The 25,618-nt window shown below is 65.7% G+C and carries 27 protein-coding genes; 20 read left to right on the top strand and 7 right to left on the bottom strand.

The window, feature by feature from the left end; translation table 11 throughout:
• Window positions 1-93: 93 nt before the first annotated feature.
• The 6 genes from V6D40_RS10115 (at window position 94) to V6D40_RS10090 (ending at window position 7,278) form a co-directional block, all read left to right on the top strand.
• Window positions 94-1,683 carry a peptide ABC transporter substrate-binding protein gene (locus V6D40_RS10115; protein ID WP_334290239.1) on the top strand — a complete coding sequence of 530 codons (1,590 nt, stop codon included), beginning with the start codon at window positions 94-96 and terminating at the stop codon, window positions 1,681-1,683.
• A gap of 114 nt (window positions 1,684-1,797) precedes the next feature.
• Entirely contained in the window at window positions 1,798-2,724 is a 927-nt protein-coding gene (locus V6D40_RS10110) for an ABC transporter permease (RefSeq protein WP_334290238.1), read from the top strand.
• Window positions 2,717-3,694, top strand: coding sequence for an ABC transporter permease (locus tag V6D40_RS10105; protein ID WP_334290237.1), 978 nt, complete (start codon window positions 2,717-2,719; stop codon window positions 3,692-3,694). Before V6D40_RS10110 ends, V6D40_RS10105 begins: the two co-directional genes overlap by 8 nt.
• Window positions 3,691-5,352: an ABC transporter ATP-binding protein gene (locus V6D40_RS10100; RefSeq protein WP_334290236.1), complete on the top strand. Its 1,662-nt coding sequence runs from the start codon at window positions 3,691-3,693 to the stop codon at window positions 5,350-5,352. The genes V6D40_RS10105 and V6D40_RS10100 overlap by 4 nt, the downstream gene beginning before the upstream one ends.
• A 6-nt stretch (window positions 5,353-5,358) precedes the next feature.
• Complete coding sequence (locus V6D40_RS10095; protein WP_334290258.1) at window positions 5,359-6,102, top strand: hypothetical protein; 744 nt, start codon at window positions 5,359-5,361, stop codon at window positions 6,100-6,102.
• Between the two features lie 183 nt (window positions 6,103-6,285).
• Window positions 6,286-7,278, top strand: a complete 993-nt coding sequence (locus tag V6D40_RS10090; RefSeq protein ID WP_334290235.1) for a hypothetical protein — start codon at window positions 6,286-6,288, stop codon at window positions 7,276-7,278.
• A gap of 68 nt (window positions 7,279-7,346) precedes the next feature.
• On the opposite strand, the gene V6D40_RS10085 is transcribed toward V6D40_RS10090, so the two are convergent.
• Window positions 7,347-7,889, bottom strand: coding sequence for a DUF402 domain-containing protein (locus tag V6D40_RS10085; RefSeq protein ID WP_442891915.1), 543 nt, complete (start codon window positions 7,887-7,889; stop codon window positions 7,347-7,349).
• On the bottom strand, window positions 7,889-8,560 hold the full coding sequence (locus tag V6D40_RS10080; protein WP_334290234.1) for an Rv1157c family protein: 672 nt from the start codon (window positions 8,558-8,560) through the stop codon (window positions 7,889-7,891). Before V6D40_RS10080 ends, V6D40_RS10085 begins: the two co-directional genes overlap by 1 nt.
• Before the next feature lie 140 nt (window positions 8,561-8,700).
• On the opposite strand from V6D40_RS10080, the gene typA reads away from it, so the two are divergent.
• The 7 genes from typA to V6D40_RS10045 all read left to right on the top strand — a co-directional run bounded on the left by typA (window position 8,701) and on the right by V6D40_RS10045 (window position 14,989).
• Window positions 8,701-10,617 (top strand): translational GTPase TypA, encoded by a 1,917-nt coding sequence (typA, locus tag V6D40_RS10075; protein WP_334290233.1) that lies wholly within the window; start codon window positions 8,701-8,703, stop codon window positions 10,615-10,617.
• A gap of 1 nt (window position 10,618) precedes the next feature.
• Complete coding sequence (gene mshB / locus V6D40_RS10070; RefSeq protein ID WP_334290232.1) at window positions 10,619-11,458, top strand: N-acetyl-1-D-myo-inositol-2-amino-2-deoxy-alpha-D-glucopyranoside deacetylase; 840 nt, start codon at window positions 10,619-10,621, stop codon at window positions 11,456-11,458.
• Window positions 11,455-11,757, top strand: coding sequence for a hypothetical protein (locus tag V6D40_RS10065; RefSeq protein WP_334290231.1), 303 nt, complete (start codon window positions 11,455-11,457; stop codon window positions 11,755-11,757). Before mshB ends, V6D40_RS10065 begins: the two co-directional genes overlap by 4 nt.
• A gap of 13 nt (window positions 11,758-11,770) precedes the next feature.
• Window positions 11,771-12,094: a ferredoxin gene (fdxA, locus tag V6D40_RS10060; RefSeq protein WP_334290230.1), complete on the top strand. Its 324-nt coding sequence runs from the start codon at window positions 11,771-11,773 to the stop codon at window positions 12,092-12,094.
• 4 nt (window positions 12,095-12,098) lie between these two features.
• The gene (gene dapC / locus V6D40_RS10055) at window positions 12,099-13,190 is read left to right on the top strand and encodes a succinyldiaminopimelate transaminase (protein ID WP_334290229.1); all 1,092 of its coding nucleotides are present in this window, start codon (window positions 12,099-12,101) and stop codon (window positions 13,188-13,190) included.
• A 101-nt stretch (window positions 13,191-13,291) separates the two neighbouring features.
• A complete protein-coding gene (locus tag V6D40_RS10050) occupies window positions 13,292-13,792 on the top strand; it encodes a GtrA family protein (RefSeq protein WP_334290256.1) in 501 nt (166 codons plus the stop codon).
• Between the two features lie 129 nt (window positions 13,793-13,921).
• Window positions 13,922-14,989, top strand: a complete 1,068-nt coding sequence (locus V6D40_RS10045; protein WP_334290228.1) for an HNH endonuclease signature motif containing protein — start codon at window positions 13,922-13,924, stop codon at window positions 14,987-14,989.
• Here V6D40_RS10045 and dapD read toward each other — a convergent pair.
• Genes dapD through V6D40_RS10025 form a run of 4 tightly spaced genes read right to left on the bottom strand, consistent with a single transcriptional unit; the run spans window position 14,986 to window position 19,629 of the window.
• The gene (gene dapD / locus V6D40_RS10040) at window positions 14,986-15,954 is read right to left on the bottom strand and encodes a 2,3,4,5-tetrahydropyridine-2,6-dicarboxylate N-succinyltransferase (protein WP_334290227.1); all 969 of its coding nucleotides are present in this window, start codon (window positions 15,952-15,954) and stop codon (window positions 14,986-14,988) included. The genes V6D40_RS10045 and dapD overlap by 4 nt on opposite strands.
• Window positions 15,955-15,964: 10 nt before the next feature.
• Entirely contained in the window at window positions 15,965-17,335 is a 1,371-nt protein-coding gene (locus V6D40_RS10035) for an amino acid permease (protein WP_334290226.1), read from the bottom strand.
• Window positions 17,332-18,687 (bottom strand): amino acid permease, encoded by a 1,356-nt coding sequence (locus V6D40_RS10030; protein ID WP_334290225.1) that lies wholly within the window; start codon window positions 18,685-18,687, stop codon window positions 17,332-17,334. Before V6D40_RS10030 ends, V6D40_RS10035 begins: the two co-directional genes overlap by 4 nt.
• Window positions 18,688-18,702: 15 nt before the next feature.
• Window positions 18,703-19,629, bottom strand: coding sequence for a succinyltransferase (locus V6D40_RS10025; protein ID WP_334290224.1), 927 nt, complete (start codon window positions 19,627-19,629; stop codon window positions 18,703-18,705).
• Between the two features lie 26 nt (window positions 19,630-19,655).
• On the opposite strand from V6D40_RS10025, the gene dapE reads away from it, so the two are divergent.
• The 7 genes from dapE (at window position 19,656) to V6D40_RS09990 (ending at window position 24,530) form a co-directional block, all read left to right on the top strand.
• Window positions 19,656-20,759 carry a succinyl-diaminopimelate desuccinylase gene (dapE, locus tag V6D40_RS10020; protein WP_334290223.1) on the top strand — a complete coding sequence of 368 codons (1,104 nt, stop codon included), beginning with the start codon at window positions 19,656-19,658 and terminating at the stop codon, window positions 20,757-20,759.
• A gap of 14 nt (window positions 20,760-20,773) precedes the next feature.
• Complete coding sequence (locus V6D40_RS10015; protein WP_334290222.1) at window positions 20,774-21,574, top strand: TIGR00730 family Rossman fold protein; 801 nt, start codon at window positions 20,774-20,776, stop codon at window positions 21,572-21,574.
• Window positions 21,567-22,403, top strand: a complete 837-nt coding sequence (folP, locus tag V6D40_RS10010) for a dihydropteroate synthase (RefSeq protein ID WP_334290221.1) — start codon at window positions 21,567-21,569, stop codon at window positions 22,401-22,403. The genes V6D40_RS10015 and folP overlap by 8 nt, the downstream gene beginning before the upstream one ends.
• On the top strand, window positions 22,400-23,131 hold the full coding sequence (locus tag V6D40_RS10005; RefSeq protein ID WP_334290220.1) for a glucosyl-3-phosphoglycerate synthase: 732 nt from the start codon (window positions 22,400-22,402) through the stop codon (window positions 23,129-23,131). The genes folP and V6D40_RS10005 overlap by 4 nt, the downstream gene beginning before the upstream one ends.
• 4 nt (window positions 23,132-23,135) lie before the next feature.
• On the top strand, window positions 23,136-23,471 hold the full coding sequence (locus tag V6D40_RS10000) for a cell division protein DivIVA (RefSeq protein ID WP_334290219.1): 336 nt from the start codon (window positions 23,136-23,138) through the stop codon (window positions 23,469-23,471).
• Window positions 23,443-23,610: a DUF3117 domain-containing protein gene (locus V6D40_RS09995; RefSeq protein WP_334290218.1), complete on the top strand. Its 168-nt coding sequence runs from the start codon at window positions 23,443-23,445 to the stop codon at window positions 23,608-23,610. The genes V6D40_RS10000 and V6D40_RS09995 overlap by 29 nt, the downstream gene beginning before the upstream one ends.
• Window positions 23,611-23,672: 62 nt before the next feature.
• Window positions 23,673-24,530 (top strand): SAM-dependent methyltransferase, encoded by an 858-nt coding sequence (locus tag V6D40_RS09990; protein WP_334290217.1) that lies wholly within the window; start codon window positions 23,673-23,675, stop codon window positions 24,528-24,530.
• Between the two features lie 6 nt (window positions 24,531-24,536).
• Here V6D40_RS09990 and V6D40_RS09985 read toward each other — a convergent pair.
• A partial coding sequence (locus V6D40_RS09985; RefSeq protein ID WP_334290216.1) for a S1 family peptidase occupies window positions 24,537-25,618 on the bottom strand: 1,082 nt, incomplete at its 5' end.

Raw genomic sequence — 25,618 nt, 5'->3', positions numbered from 1 at the left:
GTACAAACCCAGTTGCTTTTGTGATTGAATCTAGAAATCCCCCAGCAGTGTGACAGGCGTTCCAAACCTGTCGTCGGACGAAGGAGAAGCACAATGAGCGTCAAGAAAGTGGTGGCCGTCCTCGCCGCCAGCGCAATGACATTTGCTGCGGCGAGCTGCAGCTCTGACAGTTCCGCAGGCGGCGGCGACAGCGCCGGCGGCGGCAACTACATCACCGCTAAGGGCAGTGAACCGCAAAACCCGCTGATCCCGGGCAACACCAACGAAGTCGGCGGCGGCAACATCGTCGACCTGCTCTACTCCGGCCTCGTCTACTACGACGAGGACGGCGAGATCCACAACGAGATGGCGAAGTCCATCGAGGCCGAGGGCGACACCACGTACAAGGTCACGCTGCGCGACGACATCACCTGGTCCGACGGCACCCCGGTCACCGCCAACGACTTCGTCAACACCTGGAACCGCGTCGTCGAGGACGCGATGCTGGGCGCCTACTTCTTCGAGCCGATCAAGGGCTACGAGGAGGGCAAGCCGCTCGAGGGCCTCGAGGTCATCGACGACCAGACCTTCACCATCGAACTTGCGCAGCCGGAGGCCGACTTCCCGACGCGCCTGGGCTACGCCGCCTTCTACCCGATGCACGAGTCCGCGTTCGACGATCTCGCCGCCTACGGCGAGTCCCCGCTTGGCAACGGCCCGTACAAGCTGGCCGAGTGGAACCACAACCAGGACGCCATCGTGGTGCCGAACGAGGAGTACGACGGCGAGCGCACCCCCCAGAACGACGGCGTGAACTTCGTCTTCTACGCCCAAGACGACGCGGCGTACGCCGACCTGCTTGCAGGCAACCTGGACGTCACCGACGCCATTCCGGACTCCGCGTTCACCACCTTCGAATCTGAGCTGGGCGAGCGCGCTGTGAACCAGCCGGCAGCCGTCTTCCAGTCTTTCACCATCCCGGAGAGCGTGGAGCACTTCGGCGGCGAGGAGGGCAAGCTGCGCCGCGCCGCGATCTCGCGCGCGATCAACCGCGACGAGATCACCGCGACGATCTTCGACAGCACGCGCACCCCGGCGACCGACTTCACTTCGCCGGTGATCCCGGGCCACTCGGACAACCTCCCAGGTGCCGAGGTGCTCAACTACGACGCCGACGAGGCGAAGCGCCTGTGGGCTGAGGCCGACAAGATCAGCCCGTGGTCTGGCACCTTTACCATCTCCTACAACGCTGACGCTGGCCACCAGGCGTGGGTCGACGCGGTGGCCAACTCGATCAAGAACACGCTCGGCATCGACGCCGAGGGCAACGCGTACCCGGACTTCAAGTCCCTGCGCGACGACGTGACCAACCGCAACATCGAGGGCGCGTTCCGCACCGGTTGGCAGGCTGACTACCCGTCGTTGGGTAACTTCCTCGGCCCGCTGTACGGCACCGGCGCTGGTTCCAACGACGGCGACTACTCCAACCCGGAGGTCGACCGCCTGCTGAAGGAAGCCGCGAACGCTGCTGACGTCGACGCTGCGAACGCCAAGTACAACGACGTGCAAGAGATCCTGCTGCAGGACCTGCCCGCCATCCCGCTGTGGTACGCCAACGTCACCGGCGGCTACTCGGAGAACGTGGATAACGTGGCGTTCTCGTGGAAGCAGGTGCCGGTCTACCACAACATCACCAAGAAGTAGATACGCGGCGTTTCTAACCAATGAGAACCCACATCCCGGTAACTTGCTTGCCCGGGTGTGGGTTTTACCCTTGGTTTCTCACGTTCACACCGATTGAAAGGTAGCTAGCAAGATATGTGGCGCTACATCGGACGACGCTTACTGCAGATGATCCCCGTCTTCTTCGGGGCCACGTTTTTGCTCTACGCGCTCGTCTTCCTCATGCCCGGTGACCCGGTAGAGGCACTCGGCGGCGACCGCGGCTTAAGCGACGCCGCCCGCGAGCGCATCACCGCGGAGTACAACCTGGACAAGCCGTTTATCGTTCAGTACCTGCTCTACATCAAGGGCATTTTTACGCTGGACTTCGGCACCACCTTCTCCGGCCAGCCGGTTCGTTCCGTGATGGCGCAGGCGTTCCCGGTCACGATCAAACTCGCTTTGATGGCGCTAGTGTTCGAGGCGGTCTTCGGCGTCATCTTCGGTGTGATCGCCGGCGTGCGCCGCGGCGGCATCTTCGACTCCACCGTGCTGGTTGTTTCCCTGTTCGTCATCGCCGTGCCCAGCTTCGTCATCGGTTTCGTCCTGCAGTACGTCGTCGGCGTGAAGTGGGGCTTGCTCCCCGTCACCGTGGGCCGCAACGAAACGTTCGAGGCGCTTTTGATGCCGGCGGTTGTGTTGGGCGCGTTGTCGTTTGCCTACGTCGTGCGGCTGACGCGCCAGTCCGTGAGCGAGAACCTGCGCGCCGACTACGTGCGCACCGCGCGCGCCAAGGGCTTGAGCAACGGCCAGGTCATGCGCCGCCACGTGCTGCGCAACTCGATGATCCCCGTCGTGACGTTCCTCGGCGCCGACCTCGGCGCGCTGATGGGCGGCGCGATTGTCACCGAGGGCATCTTCGGCATCAACGGTGTCGGCGGCACGATCTACCAGGCGATTATCAAGGGCGAGCCCGCCACGGTCGTGTCGTTCACTACCGTGCTCGTCATCGTCTACATCGTGGCCAACCTGCTCGTTGACCTGCTCTACGCCGTACTAGACCCGAGGATCCGCTATGCGTAACAACGATTTCAACACCGCCGCGGCGGCCGATCGCGTGCTGCCCGGCCAGGACTACTTCGTCGCCGCGACCGATGAGACCGGGTTAGGTGCCGTCGACGCGGTGCCGGACGACCGGGCGCCGTCCAGCCAGTGGGGCGAGGCGTGGCGCTACTTGCGGCGCCGCCCCCTTTTCTGGATCTCCTCCGCCCTGATCCTGCTCGCCGTCGCCATGGCTGTGTTCCCGCAGCTGTTTACCTCGACCGACCCGCGCGAGTGCATCCTGTCGCGTTCGCTCGACGGGCCGGCGCCGGGCCACCCGTTCGGCTTCGACCGGCAGGGGTGCGACATCTACGCGCGCACAATCTACGGCGCCCGCGCCTCCGTCACCGTCGGTGTGCTGACCACGATCGTGGTCACGCTGCTCGGCACCCTTATCGGCGCGATCGCCGGCTTTTACGGCGGTATCTGGGACACCCTACTGTCGCGCCTGACCGACATCTTCTTCGCGGTGCCGCTTGTGCTGGCCGCCATCGTGGTGATGTCCATGTTCCAGAACCGCCGCTCCATCTGGATGGTGGTGATCGCGCTTTCGATGTTCGGCTGGACACAGATCGCCCGCATCACGCGCGGCGCGGTCCTCGGAGTGAAGAATGAGGAGTATGTGGCGGCTGCTCGGGCGCTCGGGGCGTCGAATAGCAAGATCCTCTTCTCCCACATCCTGCCGAACGCTGCCGCACCGATCATCGTCTACGCGACGGTTGCGCTCGGCACGTTCATCGTCGCGGAGGCCACCCTGTCCTTCTTGGGCATTGGCTTGCCGACGTCCGTCGTGTCCTGGGGAGGCGACATCTCGAGCGCGCAAGCGTCGCTGCGCACCCAGCCGATGGTGCTGTTCTACCCGGCGATCGCGCTGGCACTGACCGTTTTGAGTTTCATCATGATGGGCGACGTGGTGCGCGATGCCCTCGATCCGAAGGCGAGGAAGCGATGACCCAGCCGCTGTTAGAAGTCAACGACCTAAAGATCACGTTCGATTCGACCACCGGGGTCGTCGACGCGGTGCGCGACTTCGACCTGACTATCTACCCGGGCCAGTCGGTCGCCATCGTCGGCGAATCCGGCTCCGGTAAATCCACCGCCGCAATGTCGATGCTGGGGCTTTTGCCCGGCAGCGGCAAGATTACCGGCGGCACCATCACCTTCAACGGCAAAGACCTGACCAACCTGGACGACCGCCAGTGGCAGGAGATCCGCGGCTCTGAGATCGGGCTGGTGCCGCAGGACCCGATGAGCAACTTAAACCCGGTGTGGCGCATTGGCACGCAGATCGAGGAATCGCTAAAGGCCAACAACGTCGTGCCGGGAAGCGAGCGCGAAGCGCGCGTGGTGGAGCTGCTCGAGGAAGCGGGTCTGCCCGACGCGCAGCGCCGCGCGAAGCAGTACCCTCACGAGTTCTCCGGCGGCATGCGCCAGCGCGCGTTGATCGCCATCGGTCTCGCCGCGCGCCCGAAGCTTCTGATCGCGGACGAGCCCACCTCTGCGCTTGACGTGACGGTGCAGAAGAAGATCCTCGACCACCTGGAAAAGCTCACCTCGGAGCTCGGGACGTCGCTGCTGTTCATCACCCACGATTTGGGTTTGGCGGCGGAACGCGCCGATTTCCTGGTGGTGATGCACCGCGGCCGCATTGTGGAGCGCGGACCCAGCCTGCAGATCCTGCGCAACCCGCAGCACCCCTACACCAATCGGCTTGTCGCCGCGGCGCCGTCGCTCGCGTCCGCGCGCATTCAGTCCGCGAAGGAGAAGGGGCTGGAAAGCTCCGAACTTACCGCCGGGCGCCGCGGCGGCGGCGAGGTTGTGCGCGTGGAGAACTTGGTCAAGGAGTTCGACGTGCGCGGGCAGAAGGGCGACAAGAAGGTGCTGCGCGCCGTCGACAACGTCAGCTTTTCTCTGCGCCGTGGCACCACGTTGGCGCTGGTGGGGGAGTCCGGCTCGGGCAAGTCCACCGTTGCGAACATGGTGTTGCGCCTGCTTGAGCCCACCAGCGGCCGCGTGCTGTTCGAGGGCAAGGACACCGCCCAGCTCACCGGCAAAGAGTTGTTTGCTATGCGGCGCAAAATGCAGGTCGTGTTCCAAAACCCATATGGATCCCTGGACCCGATGTACTCGGTGTACAAGTGCATCGAGGAACCGCTGGCGCTGCACAACATCGGCGGGCGCAAGGAGCGCCAGGCGCGGGTCGCCGAGCTGCTCGACATGGTGCAGATGCCGCGCTCGGCGATGCGCCGCTACCCGAACGAGCTCTCCGGCGGCCAGCGCCAGCGCATCGCGATTGCGCGTGCGCTGGCGCTCGACCCCGAGGTTGTCGTGCTCGACGAGGCGGTCTCCGCCCTCGACGTGCTCGTGCAGAACCAGATCATCACCTTGCTCGCGCAGCTGCAGGATGAGTTGGACCTGTCCTACCTCTTCATCACCCACGACCTCGCCGTCGTGCGCCAGACCGCCGACGATGTGGTGGTCATGCGCCAGGGGGTAGCCGTGGAGCAGGGAACCGCGGACGACATCTTCGGCAACCCGCAGGACCCGTATACCCAGAACCTGATCAACTCGGTGCCCGGTCTCGGCATCGAGTTGGGTACGGGCGCTTAGTTGGCCGTGGTCCGCGCGGCACAGGGAAAACAGTACGGGGGACGGCATCGGCGCACGCCGGGGCGCCACCCGGTGTGGGCGACGTTCCTCGCGCTTCTCATCGCGCTCGCGGTGGCCGTCGCGGCGCTGTGGGCGATGCGCGGCTTCCCCGGCGGCGGGGGCCAGGCCCCAGTTGGCGCTCCGCCTCCGCCGCCTACCGCGGAGGCACCGGTTCCCGACATCTACATCGAACCGTCGCGCCCCGTCGAGATCGCCATCCCCGCCATCGGGCTGCGCGCCGGTTTCGAAGACACGGACTGCCGGGTGGTCGACGGCAACATCGACCCGGCCACGCTCGACCTGGCGTGCGCGTACACCGCGCCCGACCGCCCTTACTCGCTGCCGGGCACCGATAGCCCGGACATCGTGGTCATCGCCGGGCACACAGGAGCCGGGGTGGAAGCAGTGTTCAACCAGCTTTACGACGGCCACGCCAACCACCACCGCGTCCACACCGGAGACGCCTTGTACGTGCGCACCGAGGCATCCGGAGCGGCGTGGCTGAAATACGTCGCGACCGACCTCCACGAGCCGCAGAAGGAGCTGCTTTCCGGCGACGCAGCGGTGTGGGGGACCGGCGCGACACCGGGGCGGTTGCTCACGATTAGCTGTATTCAGCCGCCGATGTACGCCCCGTCGATAAGAAATGCTGTTGTGGGCTGGCAGTTCGACAGCGTGGTCACGGACAGTGGATTGTCAGCATCTTCTTAGAAATGCCGGTCGATCGGTGTTTCTGAGCTGCATGTATGTAGCCATTGCGCGAAACCTAAGAATCAGATGTTAACGCTTCGGGATGGCGTAGCGATAGACCGAGTGTGATGCCTGCCTTGTGAGCCTGGGGCCAAATCGGTCCCGCACGAGGTTGGGTGAACCACGCACGTGAAGGAGTAACTCATGAAGCGCATGAGCAAGACCACCATTGCCCTCGTTACTGCCGGAGCACTGGGCTTCGGTGTCATCCCCGCGGCAGGGGCGCAGGTGGTGCCGGTGCCGGGTAATGTCGACGCTGTCCAGGAAAACCCGTACCCGGCTGATCCCGTCGAGCTAACCGGCCCTGAGCTCTTCGGCGAGGAGAGCGCCGAGTTCAACGAGGACGAGAACCCGGCTAACCGCGAGGACCTCGATGCCACCGACGTATTCGGCAAGGAGGGCGCCGAGTTCGTCGAGTCCGAGAACCCGGTCGCCGGCCGCGAGGACCTCACGATGGAAGAATTGGCTGGCGAGGAGGGTGAAACCTGGGTAGACGGTATCGCGCCCAAGGACCCGGTCGAGGGCAACGGCGTGCCTGTCATGGACGGCTCCACCACCGGCACCGAGCCGGCGGAGATGAACAACTTCGGCCCCAAGACCACCATCACCAAGGTCGAGGACGGTAAGGACAAGGGTCTCTTCATCGACGAGAACGGCGTCTACGTGTGGCACCTCATCGACAACCGCGGCCGCGCGATCAACGACCAGCACGAGTGGATCGACGGCGTTGTGCCGGCGACCTCGCTGCCGGAGGTCAAGGACGCGGAGAAGAACACCGGCGCGCTCCTCGGTATCGCAGCCGGCATCGCCGGCCTCGTGCTACTGATCCAAGGCGTGAAGTACTTCATGAACAAGGACGGTGTCTTGGTTGAGGACCCGAACCGCGTCAACGAGAAGGCCACGGCCGAGGAGAAGGCCAAGTCCGACCAGCTGATGGCGGAGCACGGCGAGGAGATCGCCGCGCAGATCGCGGATGCGAAGGGTGGCGATGCCGCCGACGGCAACGCCGCTAACGGCGAGCGCGGTATCGGCGCCTCCACCGGCGTAAACGAGGTCCCGGCTGGTCTTTTGAGCCTGCTGCTCGCCTCCGTGCTGGGCGCCGCGGCGTTCGTGTTTGGCCGCCGCCAGCTGATCTAAGTTACGCGCGCACGAAAATTACCCACCCGGGCTGCGGGTGGGTTTCGTCGTTAAGCAGGGGCTTTTTGCTAACCGACGGGCGCCAGCTCCACCTCATCCGCCCAGGTCAGGTCTATGCCCTGGGCGCGCAACCACTCCATCGCGTCGTCCTTGTGGCGGGTAATGCCCTCCACCGCGTTGAGGGTGACGTCAATCGCCTTCTCGGCCTCCTCGGCCGTGATGAAACCAGCGGAGGTGGCGGCGGCGAGCTCGTCGATATCCAGCACGTCGATCGGCATGCCGGTGTTGGAAACGAGGTCGACGTAGAGGTCGCGCGTCACCCACACGTCGCCGTCGACGTCGATGTCCGCCACGTCGAAGTAGAACTCCTGCTCAACGTCGACGCCGTCGCGGAAGTGGAAGATGTTGGCACGCAACCCCAACTTCGGCAGCAACCAGCTCTCCAGGTAGCCGAAGCGCGGGTGGTTCGCACCGCGGGCCATGTAGAGGCCGAAGTCCGTGACTCGGAACGTGTCCACGTTGCGCAGGAAACCTTTCGGGTCCGTGTTGGTCTTCGACGCAGTGTCGAAGGTCTCCTGCTTTACCGGGTGCAAGTCAACGGTGCTCATCATCACCTCACATGGAACGAAGCTGCGGTCGGGGCGAAGTTGCACACCCTATCAAGGGTGCGGACACCGCCGTCGACCACCGCGATCACGTTGCCGGGGCCCGTGTTTGCGGTGGCGGACAGCGTTGCCGGTCCTGTTGGGTTAATCCCGTTGTTGCCGAGCGGTGTTACGCCGGTGCGGAAATTCGACGTGTTGAGCCAGTACACGCGCATCAGGTTCTGCTGCGGCGCGGCGGCCGGGGTACCCAGCGCGGTGAAGACGAACGTTGCCTGGCCCGGGCCTGCGCCGGGTGCGGGGGTGGTGGTCGGTCCCGGCACCGCGATCGCGGACGCGGTGGAGTGCAGTCCGGGCCCGATGCAGTTGCTGGAGACCGTCGGCCAGTAAAACTGCGTGAACGGCGGGGCGTCTGCGGGCAGCGGGGGACCGCCGAGCTCGCCCGTGCCGCCGTAGAAATTCACGGCGGTGCGCAGCGCGTTGCCTACGCGCTCCGGCACGTACGGCTTGTCAGCGAAGGAGTTGACTTGCCTGACGACTTCGGGGGTGGGGCGCCCCAGCTCGTCGAGAAGCGGATTAAAGCTGGACGCGGAGCTTCGCGCTTCGGCAGGGGTCACCTGCGCAACGGCGAGGGTAGTGGCGAGGCATGCTGCTGCCAGGGCACGGGTCAGGGTACGCACCTAAGCAACATTAGTCACATCCGTAACATCGTCAAGCGGAAATGTGCACCCCGCCGCCGGTCGCTTTGAGCGAAGCGGCCCCGTTGGGGGTAGTGTTTAACCGTTCTGTACCGCATATATATAAGGAGCAGCGGTTACTCGTGTCGCACCCCGAATTTCGTAACGTCGCCATCGTCGCCCACGTTGACCATGGCAAAACCACTCTCGTTAACGCCATGCTTGAGCAGTCCGGCGTCTTCGGCGACCACGGTGAGCACGGCGACCGCGTGATGGACTCCGGCGAGCTTGAGTCTGAGCGCGGCATCACCATTCTCGCTAAAAACACTGCTATTCGACGCGCCGGGGCAGGCAAAGACGGCTCCGACCTCATCATCAACGTCATCGATACCCCGGGCCACGCCGACTTCGGCGGCGAGGTCGAGCGCGGCCTGTCCATGGTGGACGGTGTTGTCCTGCTTATCGACGCATCCGAGGGCCCGCTGCCGCAGACCCGCTTCGTGCTTGGCAAGGCGCTCGAGGCGAAGAAGCCGGTCATCATCTGCGTGAACAAGACCGATCGCCCGGACGCGCGCATCGACGAGGTTGTCGAGGAGGCCCAAGACCTGCTGCTGGAGCTCGGCGCGTCGCTCGAGGATCCGGAGGCTGCCGAGGCCGCAGAGAACCTGTTGGAGCTGCCGGTGCTCTACACCTCCGGCCGCGCAGGCCGCGCCGCTTTGGAGAACCCGGGCAACGGCGAGCTGCCGGCCAACGAGGACCTGCAGCCGCTGTTCGACGTTATCTACGACGTGCTGCCGGAGCCGTCCGCCGACATTGAGGCGCCGTTCCAGGCGCAGGTGACCAACCTCGACTCCTCGTCCTTCCTCGGCCGCATTGCGCTCATCCGCGTGCGCAAGGGCTCGGTGAAGAAGGGGCAGACCGTGGCGTGGGTGCACTACGACGCCGACGGCAACGAGCAGGTCAAGAACGTCAAGATCGCCGAGCTTTTGGTCACCGAGGGCCTTGACCGCGTTCCGGCGCAGGGCGAGGTCATCGCCGGCGACATCGCCGCCATCTCCGGCGTCGAGGACATCATGATCGGCGACACGCTGTGCGACCCCGAGCATGTTGAGCCGCTGCCGCGCATCAAGGTTGACGACCCGGCAATTTCCATGACCATCGGCGTGAACACCTCCCCGATGGCGGGCCGCAACGGCGGCGACAAGCTCACCGCCCGCGTGGTCAAGGCCCGCCTCGAGCAGGAGCTGATCGGTAATGTCTCCATCAAGGTGCTGCCGACCGACCGCCCCGACGCGTGGGAAGTCCAGGGCCGCGGCGAGATGGCGCTCACTGTGCTCATTGAGACGATGCGCCGCGAAGGTTTCGAGCTCACCGTTGGTAAGCCGCAGGTGGTGACCAAGGAGATCGACGGCAAGACCTACGAGCCGTACGACCACATGGTCATCGACGTCCCGGCCGAGCACCAGGGCGCGGTGACCCAGCTGATGGCCAACCGCAAGGGCCAGATGACCTCGATGTCCAACGCCGGTTCCGGCGATTGGGTGCGTATGGAGTTCGACGTGCCGTCGCGAGGCCTGATCGGCTTCCGCACGACCTTCCTCACCGAGACCCGCGGCGCCGGCATCGCCAACTCTTACTCGATCGAGCACCGTCCGTGGGCCGGCGAGATCAAGGGCCGCCCGACCGGCTCCCTGGTCGCCGACCGCTCCGGCCAGGTCACCGCGTACGCGCTGCAGCAGCTGGCTGACCGCGGCGACTTCTTCGTAGAGCCGGGCGCGGAGACCTACGAGGGCATGGTTGTTGGCGCCAACTCGCGCGACGAGGACATGGACGTCAACATCACTAAGGAAAAGAAGCTAACCAACATGCGCTCCGCCACCGCGGACGCGACGGTTACGCTGCAGAAGGCGCGCACCCTGTCGCTGGACGAGGCAATTGAGTTCTGCGACGACGACGAGTGCGTCGAGGTCGCGCCCGAGGCGATGCGCGTGCGCAAGATCATCCTGGACGCCACCGAGCGCGGCCGCGCCCGTTCCCGCGCGAAGCAGCTGAACAAGTAGCATGCGCGATCTCACCGGCTTCCGCGTTGTTTTAGTCCACGCCCACCCGGACGACGAGGCGATCACCACCGGCGGCACCATTGCCGCGCTTTCGCGCCGCGGCGCCGACATCCTCGTGGTCACCTGCACGCTCGGGGAGGAGGGCGAGGTGATCGGGGAGACGTACCAGCACCTCGTCGCCGACGAGGCCGATCAGCTGGGTGGGTTCCGTACGCGGGAGCTCGACGCGTCGCTGGCGGCACTCGGTGCGCGCGGCGCGTACCTCGGCGGCGCGGGCCGTTTCCGCGACTCCGGTATGGCCGGTTCTAAGGCGAGCCGCAACCCGCGCGCGTTTGTGAACTCCGGCGACGCGCCCGTCGAGCTGCTTGCACAAATCTTCGCCGCCGAGCGCCCGCACGTGGTGATCACCTACGGCGCCGACGGCGGGTACGGCCACCCGGACCACGTCCGCGCACACGAGATCACGCATGCGGCCGCCGAGCGCGTCGCTGTGCCGTGCATTCTCCACGCTGTCCGCCTCGCGCGAGAAACCGCCGCGCTCATGCCCGCCGAGGCCCCGCAGGGCTGGAGGTTGCCGGAGGAGGGAGAGCTCGACGGCGTCGACACGGCGGATTGGAGCATGCAACTTGACGACGCCGCCTATTCCTCCAAAATCTCCTCCATGCGGGCCCACGCCACCCAGTTGTGGATCGCGGACGGGCAGGTGTCGCGCACGAATCCGCACGCCGCGTTCGGGAGGGGACCTGTTGTTTACTACGCGCTCTCGAACTTGATCGTGCAGCCGATTCAACGCGTTGAGCACTTCCAGCTCGGGGCGGGGGAGCTTCCCGCCGAGCTGTGACCCGCCAATACTCCCGGCGCGAGATCGTTCAGGCGTATGTATGGCTTGCGATCTTTGCCGCGGCGTCGGCAACCATGCAGTTCGCAGCTGCCCGTCCGGCCGCGGTCGCGCTCGCCGCGGCTTTTGCGTTGCTCTTCAACGCTGTGCTGACGAAAACCGCGTGCTTGTGGACTTCCAACTCCCTCGTTCCGCTGATCCCGCTTGGTGTGTGGTGCGCGGTGTGGGCGCTCCTCGGCGCCTCTTGGATCGTGCCGGCGGGGATAGCGGGCGGCGTTTGGCCCTTGCTGAACCGGAAGTGACATACTAGAGCGCATGACTTACGTAATCGCTCAACCCTGTGTAGACGTCAAGGACCGCAGCTGCGTCGAAGAGTGCCCGGTGGACTGCATTTACGAGGGCAAGCGCATGCTCTACATCCACCCGGACGAGTGCGTCGACTGCGGCGCCTGCGAGCCGGCCTGCCCGGTCGAGGCGATCTTCTACGAGGACGACACCCCGGACGAGTGGAGCGAGTACTACGACGTCAACGTCGGTTTCTTCGACGAGCTGGGCTCCCCGGGCGGTGCCGCCAAGACTGGCCCGCTGGACTTCGACCATCCGTTCGTCGCGGCGCTTCCCCCGCAGAACCAGGATTAGGGCCGTGTCCCGCACGCCTCTGGGCTCTCTTCTGCCGGATTTCCCCTGGGACACGATTGCGGACGTGAAGGCGCACGCCGCCGAGCACCCGGGCGGGTTGATCGACCTCTCCGTGGGCGGCCCCGTCGACCAGGTTGCTCCGTCGATCCAGCTCGCACTCGCCGAGCACGCCGCGACCCCAGGCTACCCGCAGACCTCCGGCACTCCGCAGCTCCGCGACACTATCGTGCGCGCCCTAGACCGCCGCTTCGGTATCGCCGGGTTGACCACGCGCTCCGTGCTGCCGGTGATTGGCCTGAAGGAGGCCGTCGCCTGGCTGCCCACGCTACTCGGCCTGCGCGGCGAGACTGTCGTCATTCCCGAGGTTGCCTACCCCACCTACGAGGTCGGTGCCTTGATCGCCGGGTGCGACATTGTGCGTTCCAACGAGCCTGTCGACGGCGCCGCGTTCGCGTGGATTAACTCGCCTTCGAACCCGACTGGCCGCGTCGCCACCGCCGAGGATCTGCGCCGCTGGGTCGAGTTTTCTCGCGACACGGGCGCGATAATCGCCTCCGACGAGTGTTACCTGTCGCTGGGCTGGTCCGCGGACCCCGTCTCAATCCTGCACCCGAGCATCTGCGACGGCGACATGACGGGGCTTCTCGCCCTCCACTCGCTGTCGAAGTCCTCCAACCTGGCGTCCTACCGCGCCGGCACTGTTTCCGGCGACGAGACGCTGGTCCAGGAGCTTCTGGAGGTGCGCAAGCACACCGGCTTGATCGTTCCGGGCCCCATCCAGCACGCGATGGAGGCAGCGCTTGACGACGACACCCACGAACTCCTCCAGCGCACCACCTACGCCTCGCGCCGCGTCGTGCTGCTCAAGGCGCTGACCGATGCCGGGTTCACTGTCGACAACTCCGAAGCCGGCCTCTACCTCTGGGCCCGCCGCGACGGCATGTCGTCGCGCGACGCGCTGGCCTGGCTCGCTGACCGCGGCATTTTGGCCGCGCCAGGCGACTTTTACGGCCCTGCCGGCGCGAACCACGTCCGTGTGGCGCTGACAGCCACGGACGAGCGCGTGGCTGAAGCGGCCGCGCGCATCACTGCGTAGTCAAGGCTCGTCACGTGCTTAATCCCGTCCAACCTCTCGATGCTGGCGTGCCCGCCGGTGCGCCGGAAAGCGCTTTCCCGCCGCGTGGTGTAGCTGCGAGCTTGCGCGAGTTTTTGAAGTTCGGCATCGTCGGCGGCTCCGGCGTGATCGTGAACTTCGCGGTGTTCTACCTTGCCAACAAGTTGCTCGAGGGCGGATTCGGTCTCCACGCCGACGACGTCGTTGCGCAGATCCTCAGCACCAGGTGGAACGTCCGCTGGTACCACGTGCTGTCCACCCTTGCCTTCCTCGTGGCAAACACGTGGAACTACCAGCTCAACCGTTCTTGGACGTTCCGCGGAGAGTCGAAACGATCGTGGCTGAGAGGCTACTTCGCGTTCCTCGCTACCGGCTTGCTCTCGCTTGCCGTATCGCTGACCTGTATGACGCTGCTGATGAACCCCACCACGCCAGTTGGGTTGCCCGACCACATCTTTGACGGCTCCACGGGCTTGCGCACCAAGTCCTACTGGGCGCAGGCAATCTCCACCTTCGTGGCGATGCCGGTGAATTTCATCATCAACAGATTCTGGGCTTTCGCTAGGCCGAAACTTCCAACGTAGCAGTATCGCGTCCCGCGAATCTACCGGCAATGCCGAATTGTGGATAACCCGGCCCGGGCCGCCCTGATTTCGCAGCCGCCTGTGGAATTTCGTTTTACCATCCTTGCGCGCCGCCTTAGCGTGACGTGCATGACTCCGTTTGAAGAATTCTTAAGTACGCAACCCTCAATAGCCTCGCTGATTGGTTTCGATAAACGCGCCGCCGTTGCCGCCGGTGTTATGCCCAGCCTGGCCAACAAATGGGCCAAGATCCACTCGGTGTATTACGGGGCAACTAGGTGGGCGAAACAGCAGCGCCTCAGCCTCAAAGCTGCCCAGGGCTTTACGCTGAGCCAGCTGGTGTACATCGAGGAACGGCTGAAAAAGATACCCAACGACGCCGAGCGGTGGCGCGTCCGGCGAAAGCTGCTTGAACGGCGGTCTACCCACAACGCGCTCAAGGACAAAGCGGACCGGCTCATTCCCAAACCTGTCCGAACCCGCCCCAAACTGGGCGTGACCATCGGTAGGTCGGTGATGGGCACCCGGCGCATTCACGCGACGCTTGATGAGCACAAAGCGGCCGACATCGAGCACTACCTTCGCGACGGCCTTGACCCCACGAAGCCGCCGGGGCCGCAGATGCTGAGACGGCTGCTCGAACTGCTAGAGGGCGCCGGGGGTATTCCGACCAGCGTGCGTCGGCCAATCGTAGTGGTCGGGCTTGATCAGCACGTGCAGATCCTGCGCGGCGAGGCCGACGACGTGGTCCTCGGGCTTACCGACGGCACCACCATCACCGGCGCCGAGTACCTCGCGATGCAACCGGGTCTGGACGAGGTCGCCATGTTCCACCCCGCGGTCGGCGCGGTGAACCTGTACCGCACACAGCGACATGCCAGCGACAAGCAGCGCGACCTCGCACGAATGACACTTACCGCCTGCCCGTGGCCCGGTTGCCGCCACGGCTCCGACCACTGCGAGATCCACCACATGGAGGCGTGGTCGCAGGGAGGCGAGACGAACATGGACAACCTCGTTCCCGTGTGCCGCTATCACAACCAGATCAATCACGACAACGCGTCGCACGCCAACAGGCGAGGCAGTGTGAAGCGGATCGGTGGGGTGCCGAAGTGGGTGTCGCCGAACGGGTTTCCGGCGGACAACACCTACCACCCCTACGGCGCGATGGCGGTGCTGTTCGGAGCGAGGGGTTAGTTCGCGTGAAGCGCTTCGTTGAGCTCAATGCCCTTGGCGGGCACGGCCTCGACCGCTCCGGTCAGCGAGTTGCGGCGGAACTGCAGGCCGCTCGCACCGGAGAGCTCAAGCGCTTTAACGGACGCGCCTGCCTCCTTGCCCAGGGCTTCGGCAACGGGAGCGGTCAGCACCACTTTGGTGCCGGCGGTGATGTAGAGGCCGGCTTCGACAACGCAATCGTCGCCAAGCGAAATGCCCACACCGGCGTTGGCGCCGAGCAGGCAGCGCTCGCCGAGCGAAATGACTTCCTTACCGCCGCCGGACAAGGTGCCCATGATGGACGCGCCTCCGCCAATGTCGGTGCCGTCGCCGACGACAACACCGGCGGAAATGCGGCCCTCAACCATGGATGCGCCGAGCGTGCCGGCGTTGAAGTTCACGAAACCCTCGTGCATGACGGTGGTGCCCTCCGCCAAGTGCGCGCCGAGGCGGATGCGGTCCGCGTCGCCGATGCGAACGCCCGACGGCACGACGTAATCCACCATGCGCGGAAACTTGTCCACCGAGTAGACGATGACCGGGCCGTTCGCAGCGAGACGGCCGCGGGTCATCTGGAAATCGCTGACGGCGCACGGGCCGTAGTTGGTCCACACCACGTTTGCGAGCAGCCCGAACACACCGTCCATGTTCGCGCCGTGCGGCTTGATCAGGCGGTGGGATAGCAGGTGCAGGCGGAGGTAGACGTCGTAGGCGTCGACCGCGGGCTGGTCGAGGTCCGCAATGTGCGTATCGACGGTCACGCGAGCCACCCCGCGCGCCTCATCAGGGCCGGCGAGCTCCGCGAAGCGCGGGTCCTCCTCATCCACCCGCTGCGTTCCGGACTCCTTGCCGGATTCAGCGTCCAGCTTGGGCGCTGGGTACCAGACATCGAGAACAGTGCCGTCATGCGTGACGGTGGCCAAACCGCGGGCGGATGCAGAAGTCATAGGAAGCACCTTAGCGCGACCTGTCTTTGGTCAGCAGCGACAGACCGATTAACACGGCGGACAGGACGGAGACGGAGATGATTTGGGTGCGGGACGCGTCGTCGAAAAGCATCAGCACCACGAGCACCAACAGCGCAGCCAGGGTGACCCACGGCACCCACGCCGCACCGCGGACCTTCACCGCCGAGTTTTTGATCTGCGGGTGCAGTTTGATGTAGCTCAGCGTGATCATGATCCAGGTGACGATGAGGCAACCGCCGGTTGCCGCCATGATGAAGTCGATCATGCCTGGCGGGTTCCACCACTGGAGGAAAACTGCGACGAACGCGAAGAACACGGAGACCAGCACCGAGTTGCGCGGCACGCCGGCGTTTGTGGTTTTCGCCATCCAGCGCGGGGCGTCGCCCTCGAGCGCCTGTTGGTACGCGAGTCGGGACGTGCCGTAAATCTGCGCGTTGAACGCCGACAGCAGGGCCAGCACGATGACAGCTTCCATGAAGCCGGCGGCGCCCGGAATGTTCGCCATCTCCAACACGGCGGTGAACGGGGAGTCGGCAGCGGAATCGGCACCGTCAATCTGGGAGTAGGGCAACAACAGCGTGATGATGATCACTGAGCCGACGTAAAACACGGCAATGCGCCAGATGATCGTGTTCACCGCGGTCTTCACGGACTGGGCCGGATTCTCCGACTCGGCCGCTGCGATGGTGACGACCTCGATGCCGCCGAACGCGAAGGCTACGGCGAGGAGCCCCGCCGCGATCCCGGTGAAACCGTTGGGGGCGAAGCCTGACTCGCGCACGTTGTCGAAGCCGACGAAGCCAGAGGCGGGCAAAAGACCCAACCACAGTGCGGCGCCGATGGCGATGAAGCCAACAATCACCGCGATTTTGATCATGGCGAACCAGTACTCGAACTCGCCGAAGCCCTTCACCTGCGCCAGGTTCACCGCGGTCAGGATCGAGACCACAACCAGCGCGGGGATCCACTGCGGGACACCGAACCAGCCGGCCATGATCGCGGACGCGCCTGTCATCTCAGCGCCGCAAGCCATGATGAGGAGGAACCAGTAAATCCAGCCGAGGAGGAAGCCCGCCCAGTGGCCGAAGGCTTGGCGGCCGTAGGTGGAGAAGGATCCTGAGGACGGCCGCGCCGCCGCCATCTCACCAAGCATCCGCATCACGGAGATGACGATGGCGCCGGCGATGACGTAGGCGATCAGGATCGCGGGGCCAGCCGCGCGGATACCCACGCCGACGCCGAGAAAGAGGCCGGCGCCGATGGCGGTGCCGAGACCCATGAGCGTCAGGTGGCGGGATTTGAGGCCGTTGCCGAGGTTGCTCTCGGCGGTTGGGGTGGTGGGGGTGTGGGTGGAAGTCATCGGCGAGTCCTCGTAGTAATAACACCTGCCAGCGCGATCACGCCGACGACAACAGCGACGGCGAACACTTGGAAGCGCCCATCAGGGTTCGTGAGCATGAGCAACACCAGCCCGCCGATGAGCGCGATCGTCGCCCACGGCAGCCAAGAAGGCGCCCACATGCGGACGTGGGTGATCTCGCCGCGCTGGACAAGCTGCGGGTGGATGCGCAGATAGGAAAACGCGATCGCAAACCACACCACGACAAGGCAGCCGCCGACGGCGTTGAGCAGGAAGGCCAGCAGCCCCGGCGGGTTCCAGTACTGCAGGCCGACGGCGACCAGGCCGAAGAACACGCTGACCAACACGGCGCGCACGGGCACGCCGCGGGAATCGGTGACTGCGAAGGAGCGCGGCGCGTCGCCGCGGACGGCAAGCGAGTGCAGGAAGCGCGAAGAGCCGTAGACCTGCGTGTTGCAGGCCGACAGCAGCGCGACGGCGATGACGGCTTCCATGATGCCGACGGCGCCGGGGATCTCGGCAAGCCGCAGCACGGCGGTGAACGGCGACTCGGACGCTTCGGACGCGCCGCCGATCTGCTCGAACGGCAGCAGCAGCACGATCAACAACACCGAGCCGATGTAGAAGACGCTGATGCGCCAGATGATGGACTTGATCGCGGAGTGCACGGCAACCTCCGGGTCCTCTGACTCGGCGGCCGCAATGGTGACCAGCTCAATGCCGCCGAACGCGAACGCGACGGCCAGAAGCGCCGTCGCTACACCGCCCCAGCCGTTGGGCATGAAGCCGACTTCGCGCACGTTGTCCAGCCCCACAAAGCCGCTCGCCGGCAGCACGCCGAGCCACAGCAGCACGCCGAGCACCAAGAACGCCACAATCACGACGACCTTGATCAGTGCGAACCAGAACTCGAACTCGCCGTAGTTCTTCACCGCGGCGAAGTTGATCAGCGTGAACACCACGATCGCGATCAGCGCCGGGATCCACGCGCCGATGCCGAACCAGCCCGCGATGATCGCAGACGCGCCGGTGATCTCCACCGCCATAATCATGATCATCATGAACCAGTACAGCCACCCGATGGTGAACCCGGCCCACCGCCCGAAGGCCTGCTCGGCGTACGTGGAGAATGTGCCGGAGGAGGGGCGCGCGGCGACCATTTCGGCCAGCATCTGCATGATGCACACGGTGATGGCGCCGGCGATGACGTAGGCCAGCAGCACAGCGGGACCGGCGGCGGCGATGCCGACGCCCGTGCCGAGGAACAGCCCGGCACCGATCGCGGAACCGAGCCCCATCATGGTCAAATGACGCGTTTTTAAGCCCCGCCCCAGCGAGGTATCAGAAGACATGAGGAATACTTTACGTTAGGCCTTTTCGCGCAACACCGGCGAGTTCGAGAACGGTTCGTTGCAGATCACGAGGTTGGATTGGCCGGCGATGTCGTGGGCGTGGATTTGGTGGCCGGCGCGGGCGTCGTAAAGCAACGTGCCCTTATCCAGCAGTACTCCGAGCCCCAGCTCGCAGTTGTCGCCGAGGTCGACCCCGATGGTGCCGGAGCCGTGGTTGAGGCGACAGTCGCGCCCGATTGTCAGCGGCACGCGGTTGCGCCGGACCCCCTCGTCGGCGACCACGACCGCGGACTGTGCGATGCGCGTGCCCTCGCCGATGGTGACGGTGGACGACAGACGGCCTTCGATGCGCGCCGGCCCCAGCGTGCCCGCGTTGTACGACACGTACCCTTCGCGGATCACCGCCGTGCCCGGCGCCAGGTGGGCGCCGAGGCGCACGCGCTCAGCTTCGGCGATGGTGACGCCGGACGGCACGACGTAGTCCACCATGCGCGGCAGCGGTTCGATGCTGATGACTTGGATCGTGCCGCGCGAGCGGAGGTTGGTGCGGATGTATTCGAAGTTGTCGCTCAGGCACGGACCTTTGTTGGTCCACACGACGGGCACGAGGTGCTCGAGGCAGTCGAGCATGTTGATCTCCATCGGCTTGACCAGGCGGTGGGAGAGCAGGTGGAGGCGCAGGTACACGTCGTGCGCGTCGACGGGCGGAGCACTTAGGTCGGCGATGGTTGTGTGCACGGGCACGAGCTCGACCAGCCGGTCGCGGTCCATGCCGACAAGGTTTAAGAAGCGGTCGGACAGCTCGCGCGCGGAGACGCGGCGGGAGCCGGTGGTCAGCTCCGCTGCGTCGCCGACCAGGCGCGGGTTGGGAAACCACGTGTCGAGCACGGTGCCGTCCATGGCGATGTTGGCGATTCCGGTTCCTTCAGCTCCCTGCGGCATTGCTGCATCGTACTACGCTTGGCGCAATGGAGCTTCAGCTTATCGACGCCCCCGTCACCCTCACCACCCAACTCATCGACATCGAATCGCCCTCGCACCACGAGGCCGCGATCGCCGACGCCGTGGAGACGGCGCTTGCCGCGCTCGACGCTGACGGCGTGGAGGTGCAGCGCTTCGGCAACACCGTTGTTGCGCGCACGCACTTCGGCCGCGGGCAGCGCGTGGTGCTCGCCGGCCACGTGGACACAGTCCCGCTGGCGGACAACACGCCGCACCGCATCGAGCGCGACGCCTCCGGCGCCGAGATCCTCTACGGCTGCGGCGCCGTCGACATGAAATCGGGGCTGGCGTGCTACCTTTCCGCCTTCGCGGCGCTCGCGCGCGACCCGGAGCGGGCCGCGTTCGACCTCACGCTGATCGCCTACGAAGGCGAGGAGGTCGCCACCGAGTTCAACGGCCTCTACCACCTCGAGCGCGACCATCCGGAACTGCTCGCCGGCGACCTTGCGCTGCTGGGCGAGCCCTCCGGCGGCATCATCGAGGCCGGCTGCCAGGGCTCGATCCGCGTGTTCGTGGACGCGCACGGCACCCGCGCCCACTCCGCCCGCAGCTGGTTGGGTGATAACGCGGCGCACCGGCTCGCCGGTGTGCTGCAACGCATCGCCGATTACACGCCGCGCTCGGTCGAGATCGCGGGCTGCGAGTACCGCGAGGGGCTCAACGTGGTCGGCATGGAGGGCTTCGTGGCGACGAACACGATCCCGGACCACGCGCGCCTGACGGTGAACTTCCGCTACGCGCCGGACCGCAGCGTCGAGGACGCCAAGGCGCACTTGGAGGAGGTGCTTGCGCTTGAAGGCGGTTTGAGCTTGCTTTACGACGACATCGCCCCCGCCGCCCTGCCCGGCCTCGACGACCCGGTGGCCGGGGGGCTTGTGGCCGCCGTGGGCGGGAAGTTCCGCGCGAAATACGGATGGACGGATGTGGCGCGCTTCTCTAGTCTGGGAGTTCCCGCCGTCAACTTCGGCCCGGGCGATCCCGGTTTCGCCCACAAGCGCGACGAGCAGTGCCCGGTGGACCAGATCGAGCACGTCTACGCGCAGCTCATGGACTACCTCACGGCGAAATAGGAAGCGAGAACACATTGGCCCCCCACATCACCCCTCGCCCCGAGCGCGACCGCAAGCTGCGCGGCCCGCTGATGGTCCGCAGCGAGGACCAGCATCAGCCGAGCACGCACGACCAGCGCCTGCTGGAGTCGCTGGGCCAAACCGACGACGCGTGGAAGCACGAGGACCCGTGGCGCGTGATGCGCATCCAGTCCGAGTTCGTCGCAGGCTTCGACGCGCTGTCGCAGCTGCCGAAGGCAGTCACCGTGTTCGGCTCGGCGCGCCTCGGCGAGGGCACTGCCGAGTACGAGATGGCGCGCAACGTCGGCCAGGCGCTCACCGAGGCCGGCTACGCCGTGATCACCGGCGGCGGCCCGGGGCTGATGGAGGGCCCGAACCGCGGCGCGCACGAGGCCGGCGGCGTCTCTGTGGGCTTGGGCATCGAGCTGCCGTTCGAGCAGGGCCTCAACGACTGGGTCGACCTCGGTCTAAATTTCCGCTACTTCTTCGCCCGCAAGACGATGTTTCTGAAGTACTCGCAGGCGTTCATTTCGCTGCCCGGCGGTTTCGGCACCATGGACGAAGTCTTCGAGGTGCTGTGCATGGTGCAGACGGGCAAGGTCACCAACTTTCCGATCGTGCTCATGGGCACCGACTTCTGGTCCGGGCTGGTCGACTGGATCCGCTCTCAGCAGCTCGCGCGCCGCCTGATTTCGGAGGGCGACGACGAGTTGTTCATCGTCACCGACTCCGTCGACGAGGCCGTGAGCCACATCGTCGAGGCGCACAAGGTGATGACGGACCAGCGCCTGGCCAGCCTGCGCGACGATGGGTAGCCCGCTCGCGAGCGTAATGGCGATTGTCAACCGCACGCCCGATTCCTTCTACGACCGCGGCGCGACGTTCGCGGTGGACAAGGCAGTCGAGCGGGCGCGGCAGGCGGTTGCCGACGGGGCTTCGATTATCGACGTCGGCGGGGTCAAAGCCGGACCCGGCGACAACGTCGACGAGCAAGAGGAGATCGAGCGCATCGTCCCCGTCATCGCCGCCGTGCGCGATGCGCACCCGGACATCGTCATCAGCGCGGACACGTGGCGCGCGCCCGTGGCGCAGGCCGCCGTTGACGCCGGCGCGGACCTGATCAACGACACGTGGGCGGGCTACGACCCCGAGCTCATCGAGGTCGCCGGCGCCAACCGCGTCGGCTACGTCTGCTCGCACACCGGTGGCGCGGTTCCCCGCACCCGGCCGCACCGCGTGCGCTACGACGACGTGGTGGAAGACGTCATCGCGCAGACCACCGCGCTCGCCGAACGAGCCGCCGACCTCGGCGCCGACGAGGCGAAGATTTTCATTGACCCTGCGCACGACTTCGGCAAGAACACCTTCCACGGCCTTGAGATTCTGCGCCGCGTCGACGAGCTCGTCGCCACCGGCTGGCCGGTGCTGATGGCTTTGTCGAACAAGGACTTCGTGGGCGAAACGGTCGGCCGCGGCGTGGACGAACGCGTCGCCGGAACGCTCGCCGCTACTGCCTGGGCCGCAGCCCACGGCGTGGCGGCCTTCCGCGTTCACCAGGTGCGGGAAACCGTCGACGTGATCCGCATGGTCGCCGCCATCGACGGCTCAGCCGCCCCAATTAACACAGTCCGGGGGCTTGCGTGATCGCCGGCCACACAGTCAGCGTGGTGATTCCCGCGCTGAACGAGGAGAAAACCGTGGCAGACGTGGCGCGCGCCTGCCTCGCATCGAACACCGACGAGGTGATCGTCATCGATTCCGACTCCACCGATGCGACTGCCGGAAACGCGCGCGCGGCGGGGGCGCGGGTGGTGGGATGGCGGGACGTCGATAAGCAATTGCCCCTGCCGGGCAAGGGGGAGGCGCTGTGGCGCGGTGTCAAAGCGGCGTCGGGCGAGGTAGTGGTCTTCGTGGACGCGGATGTCACCAACGCCGAGCCGTGGTGGGTGGACAAGCTCGCCGAGCCGTTCGCAGACCCGGCCATCCACCTGGTCAAAGCCAGCTACACCCGCGACGGCGCCGGCGGGCGCGTGACCGAGCTGACCGCGAAACCGCTTCTGCGCACGTACTTCCCGCAGCTCGCCGCGCTGGACCAGCCGCTGGCGGGGGAGTACGCGATTCGCCGCAGCACCGCGCTGAAGGTGCCGTTCGTCGCAGGGTACGGGGTTGAGGTGGGCTTGCTTATCGACGTCGCCTCCCTCCACCCCAACGCCATCACCCAAGTCGACCTCGGCCGCCGCACCCACCGCAACCGCCCGCTTGCGCAGCTCGGGCCGATGGCCGACATCGTCGCGCGTACCGTGCTCACCCGCGCCGGTGCGCTGCCGCCCGGGGTCGAGCCGGTGGCGCAGCGCGAGCCGTGGGTAAAATAGCGCCATGTTTTCTTGGCTCGTGCTCATCCTCGCGCTCATCCTGTTCAGCATGCTCGGGATGCTTTTGTTCTCCGCCATCTTCGGCCGCGGCGAGGCGCTGCCCGCTATGGAGGACACCGCGAACGTGAAAGCCGCGAACCGGGAGGCCGTTGAGGAGGGCCGCTTCGACGACATCCAGCTCGAGGTCGTCCACCGCGGCTACCGCATGGATCAGGTCGACGCGCTGATCGCGCAATTGACCGGTGACGCTGAGCGCGACGAGAGCGTAGAATTGCCGGAAGAAACTGTTCTGCTTGAAGGAGAAGCGACGCATGGCAGCAATGAAACCGCGCACCGGTAACGGCCCGATGGAGGCCGTCGAGGAAAGCCGAAAGATTGTAATGCGCATCCCGTCCGACGGCGGCGGGCGTCTTGTAGTGGAAATGAGCAAGGAAGAGGCCGGCGAGCTGGGCCAGCTGCTTTTGGACGCCAGCAAGTAACCCGTTTTCGCCCCATCGCCCCGCCCAGCGGGGTTTTTTCTTTGGTGGGGTACGATCAGCGCATGCTGAAAGATATCGTGGACGTTCTCGCCGACCCGGTTGACCGCTCGCCGCTGACCGGCGCCGACGATTTCACCCGCCTGGTCTCCGCGACGGGTCACTCGTACGACGTCGCGCGCCAGGGCTACGTCACCCTCGCGGGCGGCAAGGGGCTGAACCACGACGGTGATTCGCTCGAGATGGTGCAGTCGCGCGAGGCGTTTCTGTCGCAGGGTTACTTCGCGCCGTTCGTCGAGGCGGTTTCCGCTGCGGTGGAGGACGTCGTCGACGCTGCGGCTGTGGAATCCCCGGTGGTCCTCGAGGTCGGCGCCGGCACCGGTTACTACCTCGCGCACACGCTGGATTCGATCGAGGGCGCGCGCGGTGTCGGCCTGGACATCTCCGTGCCGGCGGCCAAGCACCTGGCCAAGGCGCACCCGATGGTTGGGGCGGTGGTTGCGGATGTGTGGGAGGGCATTCCGCTTATCGACGCCACCGTGAACGCCCTCACCGTCATCTTCGCCCCCCGCAACCCCGCCGAGTTCGCGCGCGTGCTTGCGGACGGCGGCGAGGCCGTCATTCTCACCGCCGACAAAGGCCACCTCGACGAGTTGCGAGAGCCCCTTGGCATCCTGGGCGTGGAAGACGGCAAGCTCGAACGGATGCTGGAGCAGGCGTCAGGCCACTTGGAAATCGTTGGTGAGCCGCAGCTCATCGAATTCCCGATGCAGCTCGAGCGCCAGGCGATCGCCGCGCAGGTGGGCATGAGCCCGTCCGCGCGCCACGTGGACCCGGAGACGCTCGCCGAGCGCCTCGCCTCCCTTCCTGAGACGATGGAGGTCACCGCGCGCGCCAACTTGGTGCGCATGCGCAAGGCCTAGTTGTTTCTAGTTGTTGTAGGCCCAGAGGGTGAGTCCGACACCGTCCATGACTTCCTCGATGCTCATCGCGCCGAGGCCAATCTTGGAGTAGTCGTTCAGGTTGGAGAAGACCCCGATCGCGTAGGCATCTCCCTCCGGGGTGCGTGCCCACACCGGTCCGCCGGAGTCGCCGCGCTCGCCGTAACCTCGGAAGGAGAACTGGCCGTCTCGCTCCATCGAGATAAACTCGCCGCACGAGTACCCAAAGGTGGCGCCGAGTTTGCAGATCGCGTACCCGTTCGCCTCGGCCCACTCGGGTGTGCGCCAGCCCTTGATCTCTTCGCCCGTGGGCAGGTAGGGGTCGACGAGGGATGGATCGGTGATTTCAATTAGGCCGTAATCGCGTGAGAATTCGCCGTTGTTGAATCTCTCGTATTGCGACGCCACGATACGCCCGATCTCGATGCCGCCGTTCGGGCCGGGGATATACATCACCTCGCCGGGTTCGCCACAGTGTCCGGCGGTGACGATATACGGGGTCTCGCCCCGATACGCCATCCAGCCCATCGAACACGAATACGCCTCACCGTTCGGCTGAATTTTGTACATGAGCCCGCCCGGCACGATCTTGCCTGGGTTGCTTAGCCAGCGGTAGTCGGGGAAGTTGTGGTAGTAGATGCCGAGGTTGTCGCGGCGGCTTTTCTCGGCGGGGGCCTGGTTTGTCGGCCGAGCCTGCGCCGCCGGCGGTGCGGTTGTGGGCGGGGCTGACGTGACCGCCTGCTCGGGCATCGAGACGATGCCGACGAGCTCTGCAACGACCGAATCTTTCGCCACGTCGATGTCGCAGCTCATCTGCACCTCGTACGGACCGGCGTCCGTCTTCACGGTGGCGGGGATGAGACCGAAGTAGCTGTCTGAGGTGAGGTCCGCGTTGTCGATATCGCCCTCGGAGATGACCACGTCGTTGTGGCCGATCCGGTTTGCGTCGAGTTCAGCGATGAAGTCTTTGCGGCAGAAGTGGACGACGTCGGAGGCGGTGAGCGCGCGAAGTGCCGTGCTCGATGTGGACGTGGTCACCACCGAGGAGGTGGGGGCGGAGGTGGTGGGGG

It is taken from the genome of Corynebacterium sp. Marseille-Q4381 (genome assembly GCF_036881695.1).
Taxonomy (GTDB): Bacteria; Actinomycetota; Actinomycetes; order Mycobacteriales; family Mycobacteriaceae; genus Corynebacterium.
This window is presented reverse-complemented; position numbering and strand designations above follow the sequence as displayed.

Bases quoted from the DNA above. Each gene is read 5' to 3' on its own strand.
- V6D40_RS10115 (WP_334290239.1), top strand. From the start codon at position 94: ATGAGCGTCAAGAAAGTGGTGGCCGTCCTCGCCGCCAGCGCAATGACA.
- V6D40_RS10110 (WP_334290238.1), top strand. From the start codon at position 1,798: ATGTGGCGCTACATCGGACGACGCTTACTGCAGATGATCCCCGTCTTC.
- V6D40_RS10105 (WP_334290237.1), top strand. From the start codon at position 2,717: ATGCGTAACAACGATTTCAACACCGCCGCGGCGGCCGATCGCGTGCTG.
- V6D40_RS10100 (WP_334290236.1), top strand. From the start codon at position 3,691: ATGACCCAGCCGCTGTTAGAAGTCAACGACCTAAAGATCACGTTCGAT.
- V6D40_RS10090 (WP_334290235.1), top strand. From the start codon at position 6,286: ATGAAGCGCATGAGCAAGACCACCATTGCCCTCGTTACTGCCGGAGCA.
- V6D40_RS10085 (WP_442891915.1), bottom strand. From the start codon at position 7,889: ATGATGAGCACCGTTGACTTGCACCCGGTAAAGCAGGAGACCTTCGAC.
- mshB (WP_334290232.1), top strand. From the start codon at position 10,619: ATGCGCGATCTCACCGGCTTCCGCGTTGTTTTAGTCCACGCCCACCCG.
- fdxA (WP_334290230.1), top strand. From the start codon at position 11,771: ATGACTTACGTAATCGCTCAACCCTGTGTAGACGTCAAGGACCGCAGC.
- V6D40_RS10045 (WP_334290228.1), top strand. From the start codon at position 13,922: ATGACTCCGTTTGAAGAATTCTTAAGTACGCAACCCTCAATAGCCTCG.
- dapD (WP_334290227.1), bottom strand. From the start codon at position 15,954: ATGACTTCTGCATCCGCCCGCGGTTTGGCCACCGTCACGCATGACGGC.
- V6D40_RS10035 (WP_334290226.1), bottom strand. From the start codon at position 17,335: ATGACTTCCACCCACACCCCCACCACCCCAACCGCCGAGAGCAACCTC.
- V6D40_RS10030 (WP_334290225.1), bottom strand. From the start codon at position 18,687: ATGTCTTCTGATACCTCGCTGGGGCGGGGCTTAAAAACGCGTCATTTG.
- V6D40_RS10025 (WP_334290224.1), bottom strand. From the start codon at position 19,629: ATGCCGCAGGGAGCTGAAGGAACCGGAATCGCCAACATCGCCATGGAC.
- dapE (WP_334290223.1), top strand. From the start codon at position 19,656: ATGGAGCTTCAGCTTATCGACGCCCCCGTCACCCTCACCACCCAACTC.
- folP (WP_334290221.1), top strand. From the start codon at position 21,567: ATGGGTAGCCCGCTCGCGAGCGTAATGGCGATTGTCAACCGCACGCCC.
- V6D40_RS10000 (WP_334290219.1), top strand. From the start codon at position 23,136: ATGTTTTCTTGGCTCGTGCTCATCCTCGCGCTCATCCTGTTCAGCATG.
- V6D40_RS09995 (WP_334290218.1), top strand. From the start codon at position 23,443: ATGGCAGCAATGAAACCGCGCACCGGTAACGGCCCGATGGAGGCCGTC.
- V6D40_RS09990 (WP_334290217.1), top strand. From the start codon at position 23,673: ATGCTGAAAGATATCGTGGACGTTCTCGCCGACCCGGTTGACCGCTCG.